17 protein-coding genes are annotated in these 17214 nt (G+C 64.2%); 15 read left to right on the top strand and 2 right to left on the bottom strand.

The window, feature by feature from the left end:
- The 5 genes from VMS96_14940 to VMS96_14920 form a co-directional block, all read left to right on the top strand.
- On the top strand, positions 1–937 hold a 937-nt coding region (locus VMS96_14940; protein HVP44724.1), incomplete at its 5' end, for a hypothetical protein.
- A gap of 350 nt (positions 938–1287) precedes the next feature.
- On the top strand, positions 1288–3306 hold the full coding sequence (locus tag VMS96_14935) for a heme lyase CcmF/NrfE family subunit (protein ID HVP44723.1): 2019 nt from the start codon (positions 1288–1290) through the stop codon (positions 3304–3306).
- Positions 3306–3761 carry a cytochrome c-type biogenesis protein CcmH gene (locus VMS96_14930; GenBank protein HVP44722.1) on the top strand — a complete coding sequence of 152 codons (456 nt, stop codon included), beginning with the start codon at positions 3306–3308 and terminating at the stop codon, positions 3759–3761. The genes VMS96_14935 and VMS96_14930 overlap by 1 nt, the downstream gene beginning before the upstream one ends.
- Positions 3758–4057 (top strand): hypothetical protein, encoded by a 300-nt coding sequence (locus tag VMS96_14925; GenBank protein ID HVP44721.1) that lies wholly within the window; start codon positions 3758–3760, stop codon positions 4055–4057. Before VMS96_14930 ends, VMS96_14925 begins: the two co-directional genes overlap by 4 nt.
- Positions 4054–5334, top strand: coding sequence for a hypothetical protein (locus tag VMS96_14920; protein HVP44720.1), 1281 nt, complete (start codon positions 4054–4056; stop codon positions 5332–5334). The genes VMS96_14925 and VMS96_14920 overlap by 4 nt, the downstream gene beginning before the upstream one ends.
- Before the next feature lie 8 nt (positions 5335–5342).
- On the opposite strand, the gene VMS96_14915 is transcribed toward VMS96_14920, so the two are convergent.
- Entirely contained in the window at positions 5343–5612 is a 270-nt protein-coding gene (locus tag VMS96_14915; GenBank protein HVP44719.1) for a hypothetical protein, read from the bottom strand.
- Between the two features lie 231 nt (positions 5613–5843).
- Between VMS96_14915 and VMS96_14910 the strand changes: the two genes are divergently transcribed.
- From VMS96_14910 to VMS96_14870, 9 genes are all read left to right on the top strand, one after another.
- Complete coding sequence (locus VMS96_14910) at positions 5844–6704, top strand: zinc metalloprotease HtpX (protein ID HVP44718.1); 861 nt, start codon at positions 5844–5846, stop codon at positions 6702–6704.
- A gap of 173 nt (positions 6705–6877) precedes the next feature.
- Positions 6878–7837 (top strand): MoxR family ATPase, encoded by a 960-nt coding sequence (locus VMS96_14905; protein HVP44717.1) that lies wholly within the window; start codon positions 6878–6880, stop codon positions 7835–7837.
- 92 nt (positions 7838–7929) lie between these two features.
- Positions 7930–8448 (top strand): DUF4410 domain-containing protein, encoded by a 519-nt coding sequence (locus VMS96_14900; GenBank protein HVP44716.1) that lies wholly within the window; start codon positions 7930–7932, stop codon positions 8446–8448.
- A gap of 2 nt (positions 8449–8450) precedes the next feature.
- Positions 8451–8927, top strand: coding sequence for a hypothetical protein (locus VMS96_14895; GenBank protein ID HVP44715.1), 477 nt, complete (start codon positions 8451–8453; stop codon positions 8925–8927).
- Positions 8928–9011: 84 nt separating this feature from the next.
- Positions 9012–10469: a M48 family metalloprotease gene (locus tag VMS96_14890; GenBank protein ID HVP44714.1), complete on the top strand. Its 1458-nt coding sequence runs from the start codon at positions 9012–9014 to the stop codon at positions 10467–10469.
- Between the two features lie 115 nt (positions 10470–10584).
- Positions 10585–11058, top strand: coding sequence for a DUF4149 domain-containing protein (locus tag VMS96_14885; GenBank protein ID HVP44713.1), 474 nt, complete (start codon positions 10585–10587; stop codon positions 11056–11058).
- A 70-nt stretch (positions 11059–11128) separates the two neighbouring features.
- Positions 11129–11653: a hypothetical protein gene (locus tag VMS96_14880; protein HVP44712.1), complete on the top strand. Its 525-nt coding sequence runs from the start codon at positions 11129–11131 to the stop codon at positions 11651–11653.
- A 134-nt stretch (positions 11654–11787) separates the two neighbouring features.
- Complete coding sequence (gene ychF / locus VMS96_14875) at positions 11788–12870, top strand: redox-regulated ATPase YchF (protein HVP44711.1); 1083 nt, start codon at positions 11788–11790, stop codon at positions 12868–12870.
- 186 nt (positions 12871–13056) lie between these two features.
- Positions 13057–13797: a ZIP family metal transporter gene (locus VMS96_14870; GenBank protein ID HVP44710.1), complete on the top strand. Its 741-nt coding sequence runs from the start codon at positions 13057–13059 to the stop codon at positions 13795–13797.
- A 50-nt stretch (positions 13798–13847) separates the two neighbouring features.
- Here VMS96_14870 and VMS96_14865 read toward each other — a convergent pair whose 3' ends face one another.
- The gene (locus VMS96_14865) at positions 13848–14969 is read right to left on the bottom strand and encodes a VWA domain-containing protein (protein HVP44709.1); all 1122 of its coding nucleotides are present in this window, start codon (positions 14967–14969) and stop codon (positions 13848–13850) included.
- Between the two features lie 158 nt (positions 14970–15127).
- Between VMS96_14865 and VMS96_14860 the strand changes: the two genes are divergently transcribed.
- Positions 15128–16936, top strand: a complete 1809-nt coding sequence (locus VMS96_14860; protein HVP44708.1) for a SpoIVB peptidase S55 domain-containing protein — start codon at positions 15128–15130, stop codon at positions 16934–16936.
- Positions 16937–17214 lie beyond the last annotated feature (278 nt).

Below are 17214 nucleotides of genomic sequence, written 5' to 3'. Positions count from 1 at the left end.
CCTGGGGACCTTCCGGGTGCAGGTGAAGTCGGCCTGGATGACCGTGCCCCGAGGCCCCCACATCGTCAACTTGAAGCGCCGTTGGCAGAACCGCCGCAGCGCCTACGACGTCGTGGCCATCTACCTCGCCCGTCTCGACTTTTGGTACGTCATCCCCGCTTCCGCCATTCGCCATCAATACCTGCGGCTCTACCCGCACACCACCAACCCCCGGGCCAAGTACGAAATCTACCGCGAGGGCTGGCGCACCCTCACCGGCGACCCGCAGGATGACACTCGGCTAATAGGGCTGAGCATCAAGGCCAACGTCGGGGCGGGCCCGCAAGGGCAGATTGCAGTGGCCCGTGAAATTCGGAGCGACCCGCGAGCTTGGTGGCCACGTCTCAGTTGGACTACCTTGCCTACCAATACGCAGGTCGAGGCAGTGAGTACGCTGATTTGGCAACACTTTGGAGGCGCACGCCTTGGCAGCGGAAGCGCCCGAAGTGCTGCACAATTGGCCGTCATGGTGAACAAGTTGCGCTCGGCACCTCGGACCCGGGAGCTAATCCTGGAAGCAAATCAATGGTTCAATGATCCTGATGAGGCGGTGCAACAAGTCCTTGATTTCCTCAGACTTTGGGCCAATTTTCATTTCCCTCGACTCCTTAGATCTGTCGACCGAATTCAGAGGGAGATTTTTGCATCAGTGGGGATGCGCCCCGGCAATTACGACTTTTTTGCGAGCCGTGTAGAAAATCTTTTTATCGACTCCAACATTACGGCTTTAGATGATTACGGCGTGCCATTGGAAGTAGGACGAAAGCTCACAAATGTTCTGGATACCTCCGGCGACTTGGACGCGGTTCTCGAGAGGCTTCGGCAATTGAACGTCGATATGACCAATCTGTCGGCGTTCGAAAAACAGTTGGTTCGAGAAGCTCAGGTTCATCTTTGAGATTGTCGGCGGGTGGGCGGGTGCCCCAGCACCCACATCCCGTGGCCAAACGACCCACCCACCGCCCGCAACCTGCTGATCCGCCTGCGCAGCGAAAATGGCCGCCAACCTGCTGAGGTGGTGCTGTTGCGATTCAAGAAAAGCAGGTCCCTCACGGTTGAAAACCGTTCGGGATGACACTCTTTGGGGAGGGCTCTCATGAACCTTGGGCTAAAGCCCAAGGCTACGAGCCGTTCGGGATGACACTTGTGTGGGGTGCGCCGATATGGGAGGAAGGGTGAGGAGTTGCTGGTTCGCCCATTTGCGCCGCTCTCCCGCTTTTGCAACAATAGGGACGCACTCGGGGGTTCATGCCAGCTTTCGGTAGTTATTCCCTTCTCCTTTCGCTGGCGCTCAGCGTGTATTGCTTCGTGGTGGGCGCTCTCGCTCTTCTGCGCCCCCGAACGCCGCGCGCCGATCGCCTGGGCGAGACTGCGCGCCGCGCCGGCATGGGCATCTTCCTCGCCCTCTCCTGCGCCATGCTCGCCCTCATCGCCGCCTGCTTCCAGAACGATTTCTCGGTCGCCTACATCTTCCATCACAGCAACCGCGACCTCTCCCCGGCCTACAAGTTCAGCGTGCTGTGGTCCGGACAGGAAGGCTCGCTGCTGTTCTGGGCCTGGCTGCTCTCCGCTTACGGGCTGGTCCTGCGCTGGCGGCACAAGGTGGACACCCGGCTGGTGGCCTATGCCGGCGTGATCGTGGCCGCAGTGCAGGTCTTTTTTACCCTGCTCATCAACCTGGCCGCCAATCCCTTCGCCATGATGGTGGGCGACCTGCCCGCCGACGGCAACGGCCTGAATCCCCTGCTGCAGTATCCCGAGATGGTCATCCACCCGCCGATGCTTTATCTCGGCTACGTCGGCTTCACCATCCCCTTCGCCTTCGCCCTGGGCGCGCTGATCATGAAGTATCCCGGCGAGAAGTGGATCCACATCACCCGCCGCTGGACCATGGTCACGTGGCTGTTCCTGAGCTGCGGCATCTCGCTGGGCGCGCACTGGGCCTACTCCGTGCTGGGCTGGGGCGGCTATTGGGGATGGGACCCGGTGGAGAACGCCAGCTTCATGCCCTGGCTGACCGGCACCGCCTTCCTGCACTCGGTGATGATGCAGGAGAAGCGCGGCATGATGAAGATGTGGAACATGTGGCTCATCTTCGCCACCTTCTTATTGGCGGTCTTCGGCACCTTCCTGACCCGCTCCGGCGTGGTCAGCTCGGTGCATGCCTTCGCGCAATCGTCCATCGGACCGTGGTTCTCCACCTTCCTGGCGCTGATCTTCGCCACCTGCATGTTCTTCTTCGTGCGCAACCGCAAGCACCTCGAGAGCGAGAACAAGCTGGAATCGCTGGTCTCGCGCGAGTCCAGCTTCCTCTTTAATAACCTCGTTCTCCTGGGCGCTTGCTTCGCCGTGCTCTGGGGGACGCTCTTCCCCGTGCTCAGCGAGTGGGTGCAAGGGACGAAGATCACGGTCGGGCCGCCGTTCTTCAACCGGGTGATGACCCCCATCACCCTCTTCTTATTGCTGCTGACCGCGGTGGGGCCGCTGCTGGCGTGGCGCAGCACCTCGTGGGAAAGCGTGAAACGCAACTTCACCATCCCCGCGGTCTTAGCGATTGCGGTCGCGGTGCTGCTCATCGCGCTGGGCTGGAAGCCCTGGCAGGAGATGTCGCAGTTCTATTCCATGATGGCCATCGCGCTCTCGGTGCTGGTGGCGGCCACGGTGGGCTCGGAATTTCTGCGCGGCGCGCGCGTCATCGCGGAGAAGACCGGTTCGAACTTGCTGGCTGCCATGGTGCAGCTCACCCGCCGCAACACCCGCCGCTACGGTGGGTACATCGTGCACGTGGGCATCGTCATCATGATCATCGGCTTCGCCGGCCAGGCCTTCAACACCGACACCGAGAAGGAACTCGGCCAGGGCGACAGCATGAGCATCCGCGGCTACACCCTCGTCCTCGACAGCTACACCCAGGACGACAACCCGAACTACGGCAGCGAGTCGGCCATCGTCAACGTTTTCCAGGGCGGAAAGAAAATCGACACGCTGTTTCCCGAGCGGCGCTTCTTCAAGGCCAGCCAGCAGACCGCCACCATCGTCGCCAACCGCTCGACCCTCAAGGAAGACCTGTACCTGGTGTACGCGGGCAAGAGCGAGACCGACCGCCCCATCCTGAAGGCGCACGTGAACCCGCTGGTGATGTGGGTGTGGATCGGGATCTGGGTGCTGATCGCGGGCACCGGCATCGCGCTCGTCCCCAACGCCGCCCCGCTGGCCGTGCGCCAGCCCAGCCGCGCCCAGGCCGCCGCCGTCGAGGTGGGTGACTGATGAAACGCCTTGTTCACTGCCTCCTGCTCGCTGCCTTCTGCGCCCTGCTGCTCGGCGCTGACTTCGACAAGCGCTTTAACGACCTCGGCCACAAGATGATGTGCAAGTGCGGCTGCAACCAGGTCCTCCTCGAATGCAATCATGTGGGGTGTAGCTATTCGGAGCGGATGCGGGATGAGCTGACGACGGCGCTGCAGCGCGGCGACTCCGACGACCTGGTGCTGCAGGCGTTCGTGCAGAAATATGGGGCGACGGTGCTGGCGGCGCCCACCACCACCGGCTTCAACCGCGTGGCCTGGATCATGCCCTTCGCCGCGCTGGGCCTGGGCATCTTCGCGGTGGTGTACGTGGTGCGCCTGTGGAAGGCGCGGCAGCCCGCCACCATCACCTCCGCCGCAGCCGCGGTTGAGCTCGACGAGTACCGGCAGCGCGCCCGCCAGGAGACCGAGTTATGACCATCGTGCTGTGCGTCATGCTGACGGCCATCCTGCTCTTCTTCATCTTCGGCATCGACGAGCGAGTCGAGGTTTCGCCGGAGAAGACGCGCCTGCTCTACCTCTACGAGCGCAAGGACGTCATCTATGACAACTTGCGCGATCTGAATTTCGAATACAAGGCGGGCAAGTTCCCCGACGCTGAGTACCTGCGCATGCGCACCCAACTGGAAGAAGAGGCGGCGGCGGTGTTGGCGGAGATCGACCGCCTGGAGCAGGCGAAGGCGGAAAAGAACGGAAAAGGAGTTCGCGCGTGAAGGTTCGTATTCCCTGGATGGCCGGATTGCTGCTGCTGGCGGCAGCGGCCTCGGCGTCCACGCTGACTGGAAAAATCACCAACGGCACCACCAAGAAGCCGCAGGGCGGAGACGAGGTGGTGCTGCTGTCGCTCTCCCAGGGCATGCAGGAGGCGGCGCGCACCAAGGCGTCGGCGAGCGGCGAGTTCAAGTTCGACCTTCCTGATGGCGGCGGGCCGCACCTGGTCCGGGTGAATCATGCCGGGGTCAACTACTTCGCCATGGTGCCGCCGGGCACAAATACCGCCGAGGTGCAGGTCTTCGAATCGGCGCCGAAGGTGGAAGGGGTGAGCGGCGCGGTCAACATCATGCGCCTCCAGGCGGTGAGCGGGACCCTGCAGGTCACCGAGCTGTTCGCGGTGCGCAACACCTCGGCGCCGCCCCGCACCCAGATGAGCGACCAGGCCTTCGAGTTCTATCTGCCGGAGGGCGCGCAGGTGGAGACTTCGCTGGCCCAGGGTCCCAACGGACAGCCGGTGAACTCCGCTCCCGTCCCCCAGAAAGAGAAGGACCGCTACGCCTTCATCTTCCCGCTGCGTCCGGGCGAGACCCGCTTCCAGGTGTCGTACCACGTACCCTATTCCGGGCAGGCGACCATCACGCCGCGGCCATTGCTCTCGTTCGAGCACCTGGTGGTGATGCTGCCGTCGTCGATGAAATTCCAGCCCGCGGCGGGGGCGCAGTTCCAGCCTATGCCGGGGGAGAACGGCGCTGAGGTGCGCGTCTCCAGCAGCATCAAGCCCGGCGACAAGCTGGCTTTCACCATCTCCGGCACCGGGCAGATCCAGGAAACGGAAGAAGCGTCCGCCGGCTCGGGCGGGAAGATGGGTGGTGGAGCCCAGAGCTCGCAGAGCGGGCAGCGCGGCCGTCCCGGCGGGGGTTTGGGCGCACCGGAAGAAACTCCGGACCCGCTGCACCAGTATCGTTGGTTCATCCTCGGAGGATTGGCGGTGGTGCTGGCGGTCGGAGCCTTCTGGGTGACCAGCCGGCCGGGCTCACAGGCGGCCGAGGTTCCTGTCGCGGCTGCCATAGGCCGCGAACTGCCGCCACCGCTGATCCGGCCGCCGAGCGCACCGGCGCGCGAGCCAGGAAACCGCCTGCTCGAGGCCTTGAAAGAGGAGCTGTTCCAACTGGAGCTGGACCGTCACCAGGGGCGCATCTCGCAAGCCGAGTACGACAACGCACGCGCGGCCCTGGATGTCACCATCCAGCGAGCGGCCTCGCGGCAGAAGAGCTGAGCTGGATCTCAATGATAATGGGAGACGCCCTGACGGGTGTCTCTACCGTTACTTCTTGTCCGGCGGGCCTCATCGATGCCCGCCATGGCAATGAACGAGGCGAGCATGGCCAGCACGCTCAGGGCCTCCGCCCACCACGGCCAGCGTAACCAGGAATGCCAGCGGCTGTTCGCCGGCGTGTGGAATCCGAGCCACGTGGTCAGGGCGAACAGCGCCGCCCCGACGCAGATCGGCATCACGATCCCGGTGCTGACGTAGCCGCGCCGACGGTCCCTCATCACTCTCCAGTGCTGCCGCTAGTCTAACGAAGCGTCGGGACTTCCGTCCCTCCGCCGGGCTGTCCTGCCGCCGCAAACATCGCGAAGGTCCCTCGGTCATCCCTGAAGGGATTCCCTCGGGATGACAACAGGGGAAGGAGTCGTTTCGGCACGCCTGAAGGCGTGCCCTAACAGCGTCCGCCCTTCCCGAATCCCTCACCCGGGTCTAGCATCTACATAGATAGGAAATCTATGGCTAACGGACTCAAGACGGCGGCCCTGCTGGGACTCCTGACCGGCCTGGTGCTGCTCGCCGGCGAGCGGCTGGGCGGACAGAATGGCCTGTATTACGCCCTGGTGTTCGCCGGGGTGATGAACTTCGTCACGTATTTCTTCTCCGACAAGATCGCGCTGGCCACCTCGGGTGCGCGCCCGGTCACCCGCGACGAGCTGCCCCGGGTGTACGAGGTGCTGGAGCGGCTGACCCAGAAGGTCGGCCTGCCCATGCCCAAGGTGTACGTGATCCCGACCGACTCGCCCAACGCCTTCGCCACCGGGCGCAACCCAGCGCACGCGGCGGTGGCGGTCACTGAGGGCATTCTGCGCCTGCTGACCGACGAGGAATTGGAGGGCGTGCTGGCGCACGAACTGGGGCACGTCCGCAACCGCGACATCCTGACCAGCTCCATCGCCGCCACCCTGGCCGGGGCCATCACCGTGCTCGCTCGCATGGCGTACTGGGGCGCGCTGTTCAGTGGCACTGGTGGTCGTGACGATCGCGACCGCGGCGGAGGCCTGGGCGGGCTGTTCATGCTGATCCTGGCGCCGATCGCGGCCATGCTCATCCAGCTTTGGGTCTCGCGCACCCGCGAGTTCGAGGCCGATCACACCGGGGCCGAGTTCACGGGCAATCCGTACGCCCTGGCCAGCGCGCTGCAGAAGCTGGACGCCTACTCGAAGCGCATCCCGATGGCGGCGTCGCCCGCGACCGCGCACCTGTACATCGTGCAGCCGCTACTGGGGATGGACCTGGCCAGCCTGTTCTCGACCCATCCGCCCATCGCCAAGCGGATCGAGCGGCTTACCGGCCGGCCGGCGGAGCTGCAATACTGAAAGATCAACCGCAGAGGACGCAGAGGGCGCGGAGAAAAACAAGGTCACAGATTTTCACGGATCACACGAATCAAGACGGGCGAACAAATCCATCGAATCCGTGTAGATCCGTGGCCGAAATTTCTTTGTTCTTCTGCGTCCTCCGCGTCCTCTGCGGTTAAAATTCAAAGCAGATGAATCCATCCACCACGCCGGCGAAAGCCACGCAGGCGGCGCAACTCGAGTCGGAACTGCGCAAGATCATCCGCGGGCAGCAGGAAGTGGTGCGCCTGGCGCTGGTGTCGGTGTTCGCCCGCGGGCACCTGCTGATCGAGGGCGTACCCGGGGTGGGCAAGACCACGCTGGCCCACGCCCTGGCGCGGGCCCTGGACTGCAGCTTCCAGCGCATCCAGTTCACCAGCGACATGCTGCCCAGCGACGTGGTGGGCATCTCCATCTATTCCGCCATCGAGCAGAAGTTCGAGTTCAAGCCCGGCCCGGTGTTCGCCAACGTGCTGCTGGCCGACGAGATCAACCGCACCACGCCCAAGACCCAGTCGGCGCTGCTGGAAGCGATGAACGAAGGCCAGGTGAGCGTGGACGGCCATTCCCACCCGCTGCCCCAACCCTTCCTGGTGGTCGCCACCCAGAACCCGGTGGAGCACCACGGGACTTATCCGCTGCCGGAATCGCAGATGGACCGCTTCCTGATGCGGGTGCAAATGGGCTATCCGGAGATGGAGAGCGAGCGCGCCATCGTGCGCTCGGAGGCGGGGGCCGCCCAGCTCGATACTGTGCGCCCGGTGATGAGCGCCGCCGACGTCACCGGGGTGCAGCAGGAAGTGACCAACGTCCGGGTGGACGACGCGCTGGCCGACTACGCCCTGCAGATCGTCCGCCGCACCCGCGAATCCGAGTCCCTGACCCTGGGGGTCTCTCCCCGGGGCGCGCTGATGCTCTATCACGCCGCCCAGGCCATGGCCTACCTCGACGGCCGGAGTTTCTGCACCCCCGAGGACTTCAAGAGCCTGTCCGTGCCGGTCTTCGCCCACCGCGTGGTGGTCAACGCGCGTTACTCCTCGACCCTTAAGAAATCGGAGCAGGCGGAGCAGATCCTGCGCGAGATCGTGGAGAGCGTGCCCGTCCCCGTCTAGCAAATATTCCGCGCCATGTCCTTGACGGTCGGTTTCGGCCGGCGCTAGCGTTCCCTTGTTCCTAAGAAGGCCCCTCGAATCAAGGAGGCGCTATGAAGGGCCGTGCCATATTGCTTATTCCCATTCTTGTGGTTCTCTCGGCGACGTTGTGCGCCGATCAAAAACCGAAATTGGCCTTCCACAATTTCACCGCGCTGGAAGTCGAGAATTTCGACATCCCCAAGTACGAGACCAAGGACCCGATGCCGGAGAGCTGGCTGCCTCTGATCCGCGAGGATGTGGTACAGCGCGCGATCGAACTCCACCTCTTCAGCCGGGTCGCCGACTTCAAGGACCCCGGGGTCCCGGCGCCGGCCAGCGAGCGGGTGCTGGTGCTGCGCGGTAAGGTGACCGAATTCACCCACGGCAGCCAAGCGGCGCGGGTCATCGTCGGCTTCGGAGCCGGCAAAGGCAAGATCGTGGTGCTCTGTGAATTCGTGGACAAGGCGACTGGCGAGGTCATCTGGCAACGTCAAGCGGACGGCCGGGTCATCGGAGTCGGCCAATCCACCGAGGGCGCCGTCAAGGGGTTGTCCAAGGAGATCGCCAAGCATATCCGGGACAACTGGTAGCCATGCGCGCCCAGATCGCCATCCTGGCTTTGCTGCTGCTCATTCCGGGCGCCGTGGCGGGAGACCGCCCCGGCGCCCTGCGCGGATTCTCCGCCCTGGAGCTGCTGGAGATCGAGAACACGCGCAATGAGCAGGGACAGAAGCTCCCCGATGAACTGATCCCCGACCTGCGCCAGCAGTTGTTGCACGGCTTGGTGGCGCTGCACACGTTCCATCGGGTAGAGGACCACGTGGACGACGCTGTCCCCTCCGCTGGAGCCGAGCGCGTCGTGCAACTGAAGGTCAAGATCACTGGCTATAGCGGCGCGCAGAACCAGGCCGGGGTGAAGTCCGAGGTCTTCTTGATCGACAAGGCCAGCGGGCAGGAAGTCTTTCGTTCCCCGGTGAATGCGCAGCTTCGTTACGACCAGGGGGCGGCTACCTCGGCTACTCGCAAGCTGGCCCGTTCCATCGCCAACCTGGTCCGCGACAGCCGTTAGAGGACGGCGGCCCGCGTGGCGGCGCCGCGGTGCTAGAATCCCAGCAACTTCATTGGGGGTGCCCCAAGGCACGGGAGGATTGCCATGCCTGCCCTGCGTCGAATCGCCTTAGTGTTCTCTCTGGTGTTGGCCCTGGCCACGGCCGCGTCCGCCAAGACGGTCAAGATCCGCGGCTATGTGACCGCGGTGACCTCGCCGACCAGCTTCGAGATCGAGGACTACAAGATCACCGGCGGTGGCCTCGCCCTGAGTTTCGAGAAAGAGGGCCACGATGCCGCTCCCGAGGGTTTCAAGCCCGAGGACATCCGCGTCGGCACCGACCTGGAGATCACCGGCGAACTGGACGAGAAGACCGGCGAGCTGCGGGCGCAGTCCATCAAGGTCTTCCTCGACGAGGGGAAGCGGCTCAAGCGCACGGCGGTGATCGACCGCCTGCCCCAGATCCTGAAGCAGCCCGACGGCAGCTTCAGCGGGGCGTTCTTCGCCGACGGCCAGCAGATCCGGCTGGCGCCCGCCACCCAGGTCGTCTTCCGCCCCAGCCACGCCGAGCGCGAGGCGCTGAAAAAATCAGGCCAGAAGAGCGCGACCGGAGAGGACGAGGACATCGGCCTGCGCCCGCTGCAATCGCTGGAAGAGATCCACCCCAACATGCTGCTCACCTACGAGGGCACGCGGCAGGCGGACGGCAGCCTGGCCGCGTCGCGCCTGGAATTCACCCGCAACGAGCTGGAGCCCGGCGAGGTGAAGATGTGGAAAGCGCTGACCCCCTTCGGCAAGAACCCCGATTTCCAGAAGTTCAAGCCCGGGGAGATGACCATCAACGGGGTGGGCAAGTTCAAGATCATTCCCAACCAGTACGTGCAGCGCTATATCCAGGAGCTGGGGCACAGCCTGGTGCCGCTGTACCAGCGGGCGATGCCGGAGAGCGATCCCTCCAAGATCCCGTTCCGGTTCTTCCTGGTGGAGAACAAGGAGCCCAACGCCTTCGCGCTGGCCAACGGCACGGTGGTGGTCAATTCCGGGCTGTTCGATATTCTCGAATCCGAGGCGCAACTGGCCTCGGTGCTGTCGCACGAGATCGCGCACGCCATCCAGCGGCACGCCTGGCGGCAGCAGCAGTATCACAAGGGGGCGCGAACGGCGATGAAGATCGCCGGCATCCTGGGCAGCGCGGCCACCGGCGACTCGGCCATCGCCTCCGCCACCCAGCTCATCGATACCGCCATCAAGAAGGGCTACTCGCGCTCGCTGGAGAACCAGGCCGACCGCCTCGGCCTGCAGTACATGTACGAAGCCGGCTACGACATCCGCGAGGCCCCGCGGGTGTGGCAGCTGATGACCCAGAAATACGGCGACAAGAGCTCCAGCTTCTGGAGCGACCACGACAACAACACCACCCGCCGCAGCTACCTGATGGCGGAGATCCGCAACAATTACGCCGACGCCGATTACTCCAAGTTGCAGAAGGGCAGCTTCTCGCTGACCCCGGTCACGGAAAAGATCCACGACCCGTCGGGGAAGAAGGTGAAAGTGAAGTACTGAGCAGTCCAGAGTACAGAGTCCAGAGTTCAAAGCGGAGACGGCCTGCGCTGTGCGCTATGGACTATGCGCTACGCGCTTTGTACTCTGTACTCTGCACTCTGTACTCTGAACTTTTATGGCGATCCTGCGCTTCCTGATGCTGCTCTCGCTGGTGGTCTGGCTGGGCGGCCTGATCTTCTTCTCCTTTGTCGTGGCCCCCACCGTCTTCAGTGTTCTGCCGACGCGGCACCTGGCGGGCACGGTGGTGACCCGCTCGCTGGCGGCGCTGCACTGGATGGGCATGGTGGCGGGCGTCATCTTCGCCGCCAGCTCGATGACCTACTCCTACTTGGTGCGCGGCTCGGCGAATCCCTTCGCCGTGCGCCATCTCCTGGTTTACCTGATGCTGGCGCTGACGGTGGCTTCGCAGTTCGGTATCTCGCCCAAGATGCAGGCGCTGCGCGCTGACATGGTGAAGATCGACGACGTCCCGCAGGACGATCCGCGGCGGGTCGAGTTCAACCGCCTGCACGCCTGGTCGACGCGCCTGGAGGGCGGGGTGTTCTTCCTGGGGCTGGCGCTCCTGTTTCTCACGAGCAAGGGCCCGTAACTTCGTAATAGGGGCTACTATCGCCGGTTGACGCTTGGTGATACGTTGTTCTGGTTCCGTTGATCAGGTTATGGCCGTATTGATTTCTGCTTTCCTCGCACTGGCAGCGATCGGGCTCGCTAGCGTGGTAGTCGTTCATGTCGCCGCACTACTCGGAGCAACGGGCCCGTTTGAGCACTGCCTCAAGTATCTCGGGCCAGGCGTGTTCATCGTTTGGCTTCCCACAGTTCTCGTAATGATCCGCTTAACGAGGGACTTCAAACAGAAAGACGTGTGGCGTGCTGCGCTCCGTGGGTGTCCACAATGGATGCGCCGATTGCAGTGGGTGATCGTGGGCTACGCGTGGGTGGGCGGCTTTGCCCTGCCCATAGTCTTCGGTGGTGGAATGGAAGCCCCCGCCAACGCGGCGAGATCGATGTCTGCCGTCATGCTGCTGTTCTATTCAATCTCTGTATCAGTGCTTTATTCAGCAACCCGTGCCGACAAACTCGACGAGAGTAGGCGCTGCCTGAATGGACACCGCATGGCACCGCTCGCAAAGTATTGCGAAGAGTGTGGTGCTCCTGTTGCAACAGGCATCACACAAGTGCGCTAGCTGGGGCCATCCTATCCACAATTGTGAGCTCTGTTTAGTCCACGGTTGCCTTTTGACCCCCGTCGTTTGTCGTGAAAGACTAATTTGCTTGCCCTGCTACTCTCCTTTCGTCCTGTAGGGCAGCCATTCACTTTATGAAGACCGGAATCATCGGCCTGCCGCAGGTGGGCAAGACGTCGCTGTTCACCATCCTGACCAAGGTGCAGGTGGACGCCGCGCATCACAATCCGCGGGAGGCGCACATCGGCGTGGCCAAGGTGCCCGACGACCGCCTCGACCGCCTGGCCGCGCTCTATAACCCGCGCAAGCTCATCCACGCCTCGGTGGAATACGCTGACGTCGCCGCCATGAGCCAGGAAGCGCTCAAGGACACCGCCTACGCCACCGCCCTGCGCAACGTGGACGCCCTGGCCCACGTGGTGCGCGCCTTCGACGATCCCGCCATCCCGCACGTGGGGCCCATCGATCCGCTGCGCGACATTAAGAACGTGGACTTCGACCTGATGATCAATGACCTCGGGCAGGTCGAAAAGCGCCTGGAGCGGGTGGAAAAAGACCTGAAGAAGATGCGCGGGCCGGAGCTGGAGAAGGAGCACGAGCTGCTGCTCAAGTGCAAGGCGCAACTGGAAGCGGAGAAGCCGCTGCGCGAGCTGGAGCTCGCGCTCGAGGACCGCAAGCGTCTGCGCGGCTTCATGTTCCTGAGCCAGAAGCCGATGCTGTACGTGCTGAACATCAGCGAGAGCGCCGACCTGGGCAGCGATCTGGCGGGCGCGGTCGAAAAATACAAGGTGAGCGCGGCCGCCGCGCGTCCCGCCACGGGGGCCACCGCCGTCTGCGGCAAGGTGGAGGCCGAGCTGGCCGAGATGGACGACGCCGAGGCCGTCGAATTCCTCGCCTCCTACAGCCTGAAAGAGAGCGGGCTCACGCGCCTGATCCACAAGACCTACGAATTGCTGGGACTCATCTCCTTCTTCACCGTGGGCGAAGACGAGTGCCGGGCCTGGACGGTGGAGCGGGGCATCAAGGCGGTGCACGCCGCCGGCGCCATCCACTCCGACCTGGAGAAGCACTTCATCCGCGCCGAGACCATCCACTGGGACGCCCTGCTAGAGGCAGGCTCCGAGGCCAATGCCCGCGCGAAAGGCACCCTGCGGCTGGAGGGGAAAGACTACGTCGTCAAGGACGGCGACGTGGTGCACATCCGGCACAGCGGATAGCCTCTCCAAGTGTCATCCCGAACGGCTTCAGCCGTGAGGGACCTGTTTTCGCTTGCAAACAGCAGGTCCCTCGGCGCTGAAGCGCCTCGGGATGACACCACGTTCTTCTCTGGACTCTGTACTCTGCACTCTGTTCTCTGCACTCTGGACTCTGTACTCTGCACTCTGTACTCTGCACTCAGCTAGATGCTGACCAATCCCATCGTTCTGAGCGTGCTGCTGGGGCTGACGGCGGCGGCGGCCGACGTCTTCGGCGGCGCCCTCATCGTGCAGAGGGACTGGGAGCGGCGCTACCTGAAATATTTCGTCGCCCTGGGCGCCGGCTTCATGCTGGCGACTTCGCTCATGGAGATGGTGCCGGAGAGCCTGCACTTGGGCGGGCCGAAGGCGCCGCTCATCATCCTGGCCGGATATCTCATCGTGCACTTCTTCGAGCACACGGTCACTCCCCACTTCCACTTTGGCGAGGAAACGCACAAGGACGAGTTCGTGCACACGCACAAGAGCTTCTCCGTCCTGGTCGGGCTGATGATCCACACCTTCTTCGACGGCATCGCCATCGCCTCCGGCTTCCTGGTATCCAGTTGGCTGGGGTGGGTGGTCTTCCTCGCCGTTTTCCTGCACAAGATCCCGGAGGGCTTTACCGTGGCCTCGGTGATGCTGGCCAGCGGCCGCAGCCGCGCCATAGCCTTGGGATCGTCGGCGCTGCTGGGCGCGGCCACGGTGGCAGGCGTGCTCACCATGTCACTGCTGGCGGAGTTCCTCAGCGCCGGACTGGCGCTCTCGGCGGGGGTCACCATCTACGTGGCGGCCTCCGACCTGATGCCCGAGGTCAACAAGGAGCCGGGCGTGAAGATGGCGCTGGTGGTCTTCCTGGGGGTCTTCCTGCTCTTCGTTCTGGACCACCTGGTGCATGCCGCGCATTAGAAAAGCGCCGCGTCCTGCGGCGCTTCACTGAGTACCGAGCACTGAGTACTTCATTCCACCTCATGCTTGGCGTTGTAGCCGTCGCGGGCGACGACCTGGTACTTCACGTTCTTGCCCTTCTCGTTATGCACGATGAGGGGCCCGCCGTCGGGGGCGACCACGTCCACCTTCAGCTTGCGGAAGGTGCCGTCCTGCTTGGTGTTGGAGGGTTTGTAGGCCACGGTGTACTGGTTGCGCACGGACTGGCCGATGTCGGCAAAGATCTCCTTCAGCTCGCCCTCGAAGTGGGGGAAGTAGAACCGGCCGCCGGTCATCTTGCAGATGGTATTCATCGCGTTTTCCGCCTGGAGGAAGTCCAGGCTCGCGATCCTCGCTCCGACGCTGCCAGTGAGGGAGCGGTTCTGGATGTACTCGCGCACCATGCGGCCGGTGCCCACGCAGAAGATGGTGACGTCGCGGGCGTCCTTCACCTTCTTCAGCACCTTGTCATAGGTGATGCGGCTGAAGGTATCCAGACCGGTGCCGATCCACAGGATGTACTTGTGGCCTTCCACCCGCTCCAGCCGGTCCAGGGTGTCGTAGAGGGCGTCCCAGCTGTCGATCTCGCTGAGGCCGGGGATGCGCAGGGTGTCGAGGGCGGAGTACACCGCGCGCTTGTCCTGGGTGAAGTCGGTCAGCATCTGCGGCCGCATGTCGTACGAGATGACGGCGATCCAATCGTTCGGCTTGAGGGTATTGGCGAAGGTGTAGGAGGCGTTCAGGGCGTCGTAGTTGAACCGGTAGTACGTGGAAGCGAACTCCACCAGCAGCACGGCGGTGATGGGCAGGTCCGCCGATTGGGTCACGACGGTGACCCGCTGCGGCACCCCGTCCTCGAAGACGCGGAAGTTCTCCTTCTTCAGGCCGGGGATGAACTGCCCGTCCTTGGTGGTCACCAGCACCGGGACCTGGACCAGGGGCACGTCCACCCGCAGCGAATACTCCGGCATGCCGGCCGGGTTCTTGAACTCCGGCTTCCTCTCCGGCGGCGGCTCATCCTTCTTCTTGGGAAGCGCCATGGGGCCGACCTCCCCCTGGGGCCCTCCGGCCTCGGCCGGGGCCTGGGGTTGCTGCGGCTCGGGCTGCGCCGGCGCAGGCTGCTGCGCCCAGGCGAGCAGTCCCGAGAGCGCCATCAGCGCCAGGGCAAAGGCCCGAAGCAGGCCTGGCGTAGTTTTCCGGATTGGATCCCGCGGGTACATGGCTGTTCTGCCGTCTTCCTGTATTATAGGATGCACGACTCCGCTATTTCGGTACAAACCCCTCCCCGTACGGCGATAGCGGACGGGGTGTTATGAAAAACGTTGTCGCTCTTCGTGTAGTCTCACGCGCCCTTCTGCTTGCCACCTTGTGCTGCGCGCTTCCCGGCTGGACCGCGGAAAAGCGCGCGCCGCAGCTCGACGTCGCCACCTTGCCGGTCAGCCAGCTGCGTCCCGGCATGCGCGGCGTCGCCTACACCGTCTTTGAGGGCACCAAGGTGGAGCCCATGGAGCTCGAGGTCCTGGGCGTGCTCAAAGATGCCAACGGCCCGAAGAGCGACATCATCCTGGTGCGCCTCATGGGGAAGAAACCCGAGTACACGGGGGTGGTTGCGGGCATGAGTGGCAGCCCGGTGTACGTGGACGGCAAGCTGGTGGGGGCCCTCGCCTTCCGCGTCGGGCAGTTCGCCAAGGACCCGATCGCCGGGGTCACGCCCATCGCCGACATGTTGGAGATCGACGCCCTGGACCAGACACTGCCGGAATCGCGCGCCCGCCCGGAGCCGGCGCGGACCGAGGTCTCGCGCACCTCCGGCCCGGGAGCGCCGGGGGAGGTGCAATCGTTCTCGCAGTACTTGCAGCCCATCGAGACGCCGCTGGTCTTCAGCGGCTTCAGCGAGGAGGCGGTGCGCCTGTTCGCCCCCAGGTTCAAGGAAATGGGCATCGTGCCGGTCACCGGCATCGGCGCGGCGGCCTCCGACCAGGCGCAGCCGGAGCCGCTGGTGCCGGGCTCGGCGGTCAGCGCCGTGCTGGTGCGCGGCGACCTGAATGTCGCCGGCACCTGCACCGTCACCTACGTGGACCCGCAGCGCCTGCTGGCCTGCGGCCACCCCCTGCTGCAGTTCGGGCACATCGAGATGCCGATGACCAAAGCCTACGTGGTGACCACGCTGGCGTCGCCGGCCAACGCCTTCAAGATCGTGAACACCACCGAACCGGTGGGCGCGTTCGTGCAGGACCGGCACAGCGGCATCCTGGGCGAGTTCGGCAAGTCGCCGAAGATGATCCCGGTGACCCTGCGGGTGCAGGGCGGCGCCCGGACCAAGGAATTCCATTATGAGGTCCTGAACAACGCGAAGATGACGCCGGTGGCCATCATGGCCACGGTCTTCACTTCGCTGCAGGGGCTGAACGAATCGGGCGAAGACGCCACCTACCGCATGAGCGGCAAGATCCGGGTGGAAGGCTATCCTGACGTCACGGTGCAGAACATGTTCGCGCCCATGGACGCGGCGCAGCCGACGGCCTTCGCCGCCGCCCTGTCGGTGGGCGAGCGCTTCAGCCGCATCTTCGACAACCCCTACGCCACGCCGGCGATCGAGGGCGTGACCATGGATTTCGAGGTGCTGAAGGAGCGCCGCTGGGCGCGGCTGGAGAGCGTGCGCACCGACGTGACCGAGGCCCGGCCGGGCGATGAGATCACCCTGGAGGCGTCGTTGCGGCCGTATCGCGGGGAACGCATCGTGAAACAGATCGCGGTGAAGATCCCGACCTCGACGCCCAAGGGCACGCTGCGCATCCTGGTCAGCGACGGCGACACGCTGGACCGTGGCCGCCGCAGCCCGGTCCCGAGCCGCAAGCTCGACCTGGGCTCGACCATCGCTCTGCTGAACAAGGAGCACACCAACGACCAGCTCTACGTCTCCCTGCTGGAAGCCAACCCGCAGGCCATGGTGGAAGACAAAGTGATGCCGACCTTGCCGCTCTCGGTCATGAACGTGATGGAGGGCATGCGCGGCACGCAGGACATGGTGGTGGTCGGCGAATCCGCGGTCAACGAGTACGCAACGCCGATGGACTACGTGGTGACCGGCGCCCAGATGCTCACCGTCAGCATCAAATGACCGCGTTTCGCGGGCGTCCGAGCCCGCGGCGGTCATCCTGAGGGGTCTTCCCCGAAGGATCTCTTGGCGGGGCGTCCGAGCCCCGCGGGCGTCATCGTGAGGGCTTCGCCCGAAGGATCTCTCGGGCGTCCGAGCCCGCGGCGGTCATCCTGAGGGCTTTGCCCGAAGGATCTCTCGGGCGCACGCTGGTCGCTGGCCGGTAGAGAAACGTCCCGTCTGTCCCCGAGTTCCTGAGCTTGTTGAATCTTGGCGCTTTCACCGCCACAAAATCGACTACA

The sequence above is a fragment of the Terriglobales bacterium genome (assembly GCA_035543055.1).
Taxonomy (GTDB): domain Bacteria; phylum Acidobacteriota; class Terriglobia; order Terriglobales; family Acidobacteriaceae; genus JAIQFD01.
Note: the sequence above shows the minus strand (reverse complement) of the source record. Positions and strands in the feature narration are given on the sequence as shown.